This is a genomic window from Synechococcus sp. R55.2 (assembly GCF_047462075.1).
GTDB lineage: Bacteria > Cyanobacteriota > Cyanobacteriia > Thermostichales > Thermostichaceae > Thermostichus.
On record NZ_JANSIH010000390.1, the window covers coordinates 10,972 to 18,761 of the forward strand.

At 55.4% G+C, this 7,790-nt stretch carries 7 protein-coding genes; 4 read left to right on the plus strand and 3 right to left on the minus strand.

Features of this window, described 5'->3' with window-relative positions:
- Positions 1 to 1,522, plus strand: a 1,522-nt coding sequence (locus NW838_RS12345) for an FkbM family methyltransferase (RefSeq protein WP_414428126.1), incomplete at its 5' end; no start/stop codon positions are given.
- A gap of 214 nt (positions 1,523 to 1,736) precedes the next feature.
- Here NW838_RS12345 and NW838_RS12350 read toward each other — a convergent pair.
- Both NW838_RS12350 and NW838_RS12355 read right to left on the minus strand, forming a co-directional pair.
- Positions 1,737 to 2,255, minus strand: coding sequence for a phosphoribosyltransferase (locus NW838_RS12350; protein WP_414329088.1), 519 nt, complete (start codon positions 2,253 to 2,255; stop codon positions 1,737 to 1,739).
- Between the two features lie 65 nt (positions 2,256 to 2,320).
- Entirely contained in the window at positions 2,321 to 3,241 is a 921-nt protein-coding gene (locus tag NW838_RS12355) for a branched-chain amino acid transaminase (protein ID WP_011432133.1), read from the minus strand.
- Between the two features lie 427 nt (positions 3,242 to 3,668).
- On the opposite strand from NW838_RS12355, the gene NW838_RS12360 reads away from it, so the two are divergent.
- Positions 3,669 to 3,878 carry a PepSY domain-containing protein gene (locus NW838_RS12360; protein WP_414358306.1) on the plus strand — a complete coding sequence of 70 codons (210 nt, stop codon included), beginning with the start codon at positions 3,669 to 3,671 and terminating at the stop codon, positions 3,876 to 3,878.
- A 234-nt stretch (positions 3,879 to 4,112) separates the two neighbouring features.
- The gene (locus NW838_RS12365; RefSeq protein ID WP_414428127.1) at positions 4,113 to 5,555 is read left to right on the plus strand and encodes a hemolysin family protein; all 1,443 of its coding nucleotides are present in this window, start codon (positions 4,113 to 4,115) and stop codon (positions 5,553 to 5,555) included.
- Between the two features lie 15 nt (positions 5,556 to 5,570).
- Here the strand turns inward: NW838_RS12365 and NW838_RS12370 are convergent, their stop codons facing one another.
- A complete protein-coding gene (locus NW838_RS12370) occupies positions 5,571 to 7,112 on the minus strand; it encodes an aminotransferase class I/II-fold pyridoxal phosphate-dependent enzyme (RefSeq protein ID WP_414428128.1) in 1,542 nt (513 codons plus the stop codon).
- Positions 7,113 to 7,234: 122 nt separating this feature from the next.
- Here NW838_RS12370 and NW838_RS12375 point away from each other — a divergent pair.
- Positions 7,235 to 7,790 (plus strand): DUF2854 domain-containing protein (locus tag NW838_RS12375; protein WP_414358300.1); only part of this gene is annotated, 556 nt, incomplete at its 3' end.

The following is a 7,790-nucleotide window of genomic DNA, read 5'->3' on the forward strand; positions in this document are numbered from 1 at the left end:
GGATTCCCGTCGTTGGTCAGTAATTTGGGATCCAAGAGAACATGCTCGCAGCATGGAAGCTGCCTTCTTCCATATTCTAGAAGGTAAATCCCACGAAACTTATACGTTTCACCCCAACGACTTGTACTCAACTCCAGATGAATGGAACCAAGCTGGGATCGAGCTCATTCGATCCCTAAGTGCTGATGCTTCAGTCTCAACACGTCAATCTGCTTGGGAAGAGGCACTATCCCTGTGGCGAAGAAGTTTGGCTAAGGATCCCCGCCATGTTCCCTGCTGGCTAAATCGAATACATGCTCTACTGGTACTGGGCGATCGTCCTCGCGCCTTTGAAGATGCCTACGCTCTACTAGAATTTCTGTGCACAGAAGCGGCAGGTTTACGTCCTTCCAAAGCGATAGATCTCCCCATCTGGGTTGAAAGCGAAGTTTCTGCCCGCCCAAATGCTTACACGAAACACAGTTACCTCTATTATTTAGCCAGATGGATAGCTACTCATATTGGGGTCGTATACAGCCCAGAAGCCATGCGATTTTGGAACCTAACTTATTCGGTAGATCCAGATGATGAACAAGCAGCTCTGGCGGTAGCGATTGAGCTTCTCTCGCAGAAAAAGATAGAAGGGCTAATACCAATTAACCATATACTTAGCCTTGATCCAACTCATCGCCAAGCATGCCTGGTCAAGGAAATTGCACTGTGGGAGGTTGTGTCTCAAGTGCAAACAGCCTCTTTCCCTGCGCAGCCCGATCTCTATTTTGACTATGAAAATTGCAGACTCTCCCTCGAGCCTTCGTTCTCGAGTGTTGTCACCCGCGTCCTACTTACTCAAGGAGAATGGTTTGAGGACGAGATTAGCTTCTGCAAGCACTTTTTAAGACCAGGGATGAACGTAATCGATGTAGGGGCAAATGTTGGGGTATACACTTTCCTTGCTGCACATCGGGTAGGCCCTACGGGTAGTGTAATCGCAATTGAGCCCACGGCTTCTTGTCTTCAGTGTATGCGAAAGACAATAAGTGCCAGCTCCCTAGAGGATGTTGTCTTCCTCATAGAAGCCGCCGCTGGGGATCATGAAGGCACTGTTCAGTTACAAGAAGAAAGAGCTAGTGTATTCAACTCTATCGGCGATTCAAAGCAAAGGCCGGAACAAGTATCGAATGATGGAAAGGTTGTAAATCTCATTACTCTGAACTCTGTCTGGCGCTCGAGAGGTGAACCCCAGATTGATCTCATCAAGATTTATGCAGAAGGTGCAGAAGAGCAGGTTGTCTCCGGTGGGCTAGAATTACTTGCCGCCGGCCACCCTATCATTATTTTCGAGAACAAACATGTCTCCAAGGTTACCGGAACTGCTACAGCTAAAATACTGGAGCCTTTAGGCTATGAGTTTTATACGTACAATCGTTTCCTGAATAAGCTAACTAGGGTCAGACCTCAGCAATACCCAGTTTCTGCTCTAAACATTATTGCGATTCATCCTTCAGATCTGGAAAAAGTTGCAGACATGATATCGGTTTAGAAAGTTGGATCCGAATTTTGCTCTTTTGCTTGTGTTGAGCAAGGAGCTTTCCAGGGCTGGGTGGTTTCTGTTGTACGAGCAAGTCATTCAACTTTTCTGGGGAACAGAGCTTGCAGTGGGGGTGGGCAATCGTAAGTAGACAGCTCATGCCAAGAAGTCCAACTGACGTTAGACACTGCAGGCGCCGCGAGCAAGCCAATTTGAGCAAATTCAACTAACCGGAAGAGCGTAGCAATTGCATCAGCTGCTGGGGCGTCATCTGCTCGTAGGGCTCGAAAGGCTGGTGGATCCAAGGGTTATCCGGCAAATAGTCCACATAGTAGTCGGGTTGATAGACGGAGGCGGCCTTGTACCACAGTACGCCGGTGCGGATCTCCTCGATGTAGAAGCCGTAGTGGTGCTTGAGCCAGTGGACAGAGCGCTTTAGGGTCATGCCGGAGTCTGCCAGATCGTCCACCAACAGCACGTGGCTGCCCAGGTTGGCGGTGGTCATGGCTAGATCCCGCGAGAAGGTCAGTTGCCCCCGCTGGCGGTTACCGGGCCCAGAGTAGGAAGAGGCTGAGAGAATAGCCAGGGGCAGGTCGAAAAGACGGGCCAAGGTATCGCCGATGCGCAGCCCCCCCTTGGCAATACAGACGATTTGGTTAAATTCCCACCCGCTTTCGTAGACTTTGACGGCCAACTCCTCGATTTTGCGGTGGTAGTCGGCCCAGGTAATGGAAATTTCGTGCAAGGGATCCCCCTCTACCCATCTAGAGTGCTCAGTTTAATAATGACGCTTCTCCCCTCGACTAGGGACTAGCTTTCTTTCAGAGGGATCACCTTCACCCAATGGGCATAGACGGGATCCCGATTTTCGGTAATTGCCGTCAGCTTCTGCCGCAACTGCTCAGTGATGGGGCGGGAGGGGGGCAGGACGTACTGCTCGATCTGGCGAATGGGGGTGATCTTGGCAGCAGTGCCGGTTAAAAAGGCCTCGTCAGCAATCAATAGCTCCGATTTGTCAACGGGCCGTTCTTGGGTAGGGATCCCCAGATCACGGGCCAGGGTGAGGACACTGTCGCGGGTGATCCCTTCCAAGATATCTTGGTCGAAGCTGGGGGTAATCAGCACGCCATTGCGCACGATGAAGATGTTCATGCCCGAGGCTTCGCTCACTTTGCCCTGGGAGTTCATCAAAATGGCCTCGTCATAGCCAGCCTGCGCCGCCTCGGTTTTGGCCAAAGAGGAAGTGATGTAGGCGCCGGTGATCTTGCCCCGCAATGGTAGGCTGCGATCCTCTTGCCGGGCCCAAGAGCTGATGCGGCAACTGACTCCCTCTGGCGAGAGGTAGTCCCCCAGTTCCAAGCCGTACACGAAAAAGTCTTTCTCAATGTTGTGCAGCCGCGGCGAGATGCCTAGGTCGGAGGTGTACACCAAGGGGCGGATGTAGAAAGACGTGGAGGGACGGTTTTTTCGGATCAGCTCGACGATCACCTGCTCAATCCGTTCAGCAGGGAGATCAAAACAGAGCAGGCGGGCGCTTTGACTCAGTCGTCGGCAATGGCGATCCAGACGGAACACCAGAACTTGATCCGGGTTTTGCGGATCAGGGATCCCGCGTAGGCCGCCGAACGCCGCTGTCCCGTAGTGCAGAGCATGGGTGGCAATGGAGATCTTCGCCTCAGCAAAGGGGACAATCTGGCCCTGAAAGTAGGCGTAGGGCAGAAAATCTGGCATGGTCGGCACCCACCGGGGTAGGAATGAGAGGTAGGAATATTATCACCGATTCGTGCAGTGCCGGGAGCTCCAACGTCAACATGACTTCCCTGCCTGTAGTAGCAGCACGCGGGATAGGCGTAGAGGTATTCCTCCCCCGCAGCAGCGTTGTTTAGCCAGTCAGTTTCCGAGAGGGTTGGATTGGAGAAGCAAACAGTTCGTAGCTGAAGAGGGGCCGAGCAGCTACACCCTATGACGCAAAGGGGGTGAACTCCTTGTGAAGGCAGCAATGCTCCTTGTGGCAAGGCTTCTTGAGTCTCAGGGTGGTAGGGTAAGGAGGTGGTTGCTCAAGCAGCTGTAAATAAAGCCTGCAAAACTTTCGATTGCTTCCTTACTTTTGCTTGGCATTTTGCCCCTCGGCGGCCCGATGCTACTGGTAGGTGGGAGCATGAAAACTGCTTTTGCCCAATCTTCTGCTCCGCCTATCCCCATTGAGGAAGCTATTCGGATCGCTCGATCTGCTGTTCCCAATGCTGTGATCAAAGAAGTTGAGTTGGAGCGCGAAGATAGACGCCTAGTTTGGGAAGTGAAATTTACCAACGATATTGAAGTTAAGATCGACGCCACTACCGGCAATATTGTCGATATCGACGGCTAGCACCCAGGAGATGCCCCCTGCATAGGCGGGGGTGAGCGTTGCCGGAAAAGGTTGTAGCTGTTACTGCTTGATGAATGAGAACTGCGAAAGCCGGGGATCCTTTGCATTTTGGGCATGGAGAGGGCGTCATCGATAGTTGACGGATAGATGAAACCAGTTCGACTGCCGGCCGAGGACAGGTGGTGGGGTCAGGCTGAGCTAGAATGCTGTCTATCCGTCTTGCTGCTCCCCCTGATGGACGACCCCCCTTTAGCCTCGGCGGCTACTTTCCCCAACACTGAGCTTTCGTGGGGAGATGCGTCGCTTAGTCTCCTTTGGGTCATCGGTCTTCTGGTCATCAACGCTTTCTTTGTCGCAGTCGAGTTTTCCTTGGTATCGGCGCGGCGCTCCCGCATGGTGCAGTTGGCCAGCGAGGGAAACCGCCAGGCAGCTCTTGTGCAAAAAGCCCAGGAACAACTGGAATATGCCCTCTCCACCACCCAGTTGGGCATTACTCTGGCCAGTGTATTGCTGGGCTGGATTGGAGCCACCCAAGTTTCGCCCACGCTGTTTTTGGCCTTGAGCCGCTTGGACTGGTTTCAGGGTGTGGATCCGGCCCTTATGCAGGGGGTGGCGGTGGTAGTGGTGTTTTCGCTGCTCACCTATTTTCAGATTGTGGTGGGGGAGCTGATCCCCAAGACTCTGGCCATCCTCTATTCCGAGCCGATTGCGCTCAAACTGGCCTGGCTCAACCGCTTGGTAAGCCGCTTCCTCCACCCTTTTGTCGAGCTGCTCCGCTTCTCCTCCCGCTGCCTGCTGCGCATCTTGGGCGTCCGCATCCCCGAGGCCACTTCCTTTTACAGCACCATGACGGTGGAGGAGTTGCAACTGCTGATCGCCTCGTCGGTGGAGTCGGGCAACATCGAGGCGGAAGAGCGAGAGCTGTTGAGCAACATCTTCGAGTTTGGCGAGACGGTGGCCAGCGAGGTGATGATCCCGCGTACCAGCATCGACGCGGTGCCGGAAACTGCAACGGTGCAAGAGGTGCTGGCGGAGGTGGCGGAATCGGGGCACTCCCGCTATCCGGTCTTTGGCGAGTCTTTGGATGACATCCGCGGGCTGATCCACGTTAAGGAGTTGATCGGCCAGTTGGCCAAGGGATCCATCGACCTCCACAGCCCCATCACGCCTTTTATCCGCGAGGCCCACTTTGAGCCGGAGAACAAGCCGATTGCCGAACTGTTGCCCGAAATGAGGCAGCACCACTGGCCGATGGTGGTGGTGGTGGATGAGTTTGGCGGCACGGCGGGCCTGATCACCATTCAAGACTTGGTGGAGGAGATTGTCGGCAAGCTCTCCGATGGCCCGGATCCCAACACCAAGGAGCCGGACATCCAAGAACTTGACGAAAATACCTTGCTCATCCAGGCTCAGCTAGATATTGAAGAGATCAACGAGCGCTGTGGCCTCAACCTGCCTCTGCACGAGGATTACCAAACGCTGGGGGGCTTTTTGATCTACCACATGCAGAAGATCCCACGTGCTGGGGAAAAGTTCACCTACCAAGAGATGGAGTTTCAGGTGGTGCGCATGGAGGGGCCACGGGTGGATCGGGTGAAGGTAGCCCGCCGCCCCGGCACCCCGGCAAACTCCCTACCGCTGCTCCCCCCAGCGCAAACGGCAAAAACCCGTCCATAAACCTGCTGGAGAGGACTAGGCCGTTGCTTTGACCACCTTCAGGGTTTGTAGGCGCACATCCTCTGGGCCGTTGATAAAGCCGCCTGCCTCATGCACCAACAGCAGATAGTTCACCGCCTCTTGGGTCACCTCTTCTCCCGGCACCAAAATCGGGATCCCAGGTGGATAGGGGGAGATGATCTCGGCGCAGATATGGCCCACTGCTTCTTGGAAAGGCACCCGCTGAATGGGAGCAAAAAAAGCCTCCCGGGGTGATAGCCGTTGTGGTGGCAAGCAAGGACGGGGCAGTTGTGCCAGCCGCTGCATTTTTTCCATTGCCGCTCTGGATGGGCGGGATCCCTGAAAATGTTGCGACAGGGCGGCGAAACTTTCCACCAGGCGGTCAATGTCTCGCTGGGTATTGCCGATGCTGACAATGAAGACCACATTGTGCAGGGTGGACATCTCCGGCTGCACGTGGAAGTGATCGTTAACCCAGTCGTGAGCGTCGAAGCCGAACAACCCCAGCTCTGTCACCGTTACCGTGAGACGGGTGCGGTCGAAATCGAAAAAACCAGGGGTGGAGCCGATACGCTCTGGGCCAAAACAGCGCAAGCCGGGGATGCGGTTGAGACGGGCGCGGGCTTGATCTGCCAAAGCCAAGGCTTGGCCCAGCAGGGCTTCCCCTTCTAAGGCCATCTGCCGCCGTGCCACATCCAGCGACATCATCAGCACATAGCTGGGACTGGTCGATTGCAGCAGTTGCAGAATGTTGCGCACCCGGTTGGGGTCGATACGGGATCCCTGCAGGTGGAGCAGCGAGGCTTGCGTCATGCCGGAGATCACCTTGTGGGTGGACTGCACCACCAGATCCGCACCGGCTTCCAAGGCCGAGATGGGCAATTGCGGATGAAACCCAAAATGGGGCCCGTGGGCCTCGTCCACCAATAGCGGTAGGCCATGGGCATGGGCGATGGAGGCCAAAGCCTGCACATCGCAGCAGACCCCGTAGTAGGTGGGGCTGACTACCAAAACGCCTTTGGCATCGGGATGCTCCGCCAAGGCCCCCTCCAAACCGGCTGGGGTAATCCCGTGGGCAATGCCCAGCTCCGGGTCAAAATCCGGCTCGATATAGGCCGGCACCGCCCCAGAGAGGATCACCCCGGCAATGGCGGATTTGTGGCAGTTGCGCGGCAAGAGGATCTTGTCTCCCGGATCGCACACCGCCATCACCAGCGTTTCCACGCCGCAGGTGGAACCGTTGACCAAAAACCAACTGCGATCCGCTCCATAAGCTGCTGCCGCCAGCTCCTGGGCCTCCCGGATCACCCCATCGGGATCGTGGAGGTTGTCCACCTCTGGCAACTCGGTCAGATCCGCCCGGAAGACGTTCTCTCCCAGAAAGGCTTGCAGATCGGCAGGGATCCCACGTCCCTGTTTGTGGCCTGGCGTGTGAAAAGGAGCCTTATCCAAGCTGCAATAGTGGCGGATGGCCTCAAACAGAGGTGCTCGCTCTTGGGCTTTGCGATCCAGCGAGCGCAAGCAACGAGAGGTTTTGGACAGATTGGACAGAACCACAGACCACTCCTCAACACACCAGGTGGGCATTTTGTGATTATCCATCCCAATGGAGGCTAAGTCCACCGCTGGCGCTTTTCCTGCTAGCCTGGGTTTTCAGGTGGCCTTTCTTCCTCTCCTGTATGTTTGAAAAACTGCCCTTCCCCGTCAGTACCCTCGTTTTGTTGGCCGGCGTTGCCGCCACGGCTTGGGGCTTTGCCCACTACAACGATCCCACCCTCAATCTCATCGGCCTGTTTGCCGGGATCCCCTTGCTGTTGGGAGGGATAACCATGAAGGTAGTGGAACTCAAGCCGGTACCTGCCCTGGCCGCCCCTTCTCTCGAGGTGATCCAAGCCCGCGCCCAGCAGGCCACGGAAATTCAAAAGCAAGTCCGCGCCGATATCACCAAATATAGCTACGGGGCTAATGCCCACCTGGAAGATGCCCTGGAGTTTCTGGGTCTGCGCGGCCCTCTGGAAGCAGATCTGCCCAAGGTGAGAGGGTACAGAGAAGAGCTGCGAGATGGCCGGTATACCTTGGTGCTTCTGTTCGATTCCCCCAAGGTTCCCTTCCAACAATGGCAGGAAAGCTACCAGAAAAAAATGCAAGGCTTCTTTGGCCGAGATGTGGAGGTGCAACTGGGGCAGCCCCAAGAAAATCAGGTGGAATTGGCGCTTGTTGCCCGAGGTGGATCCC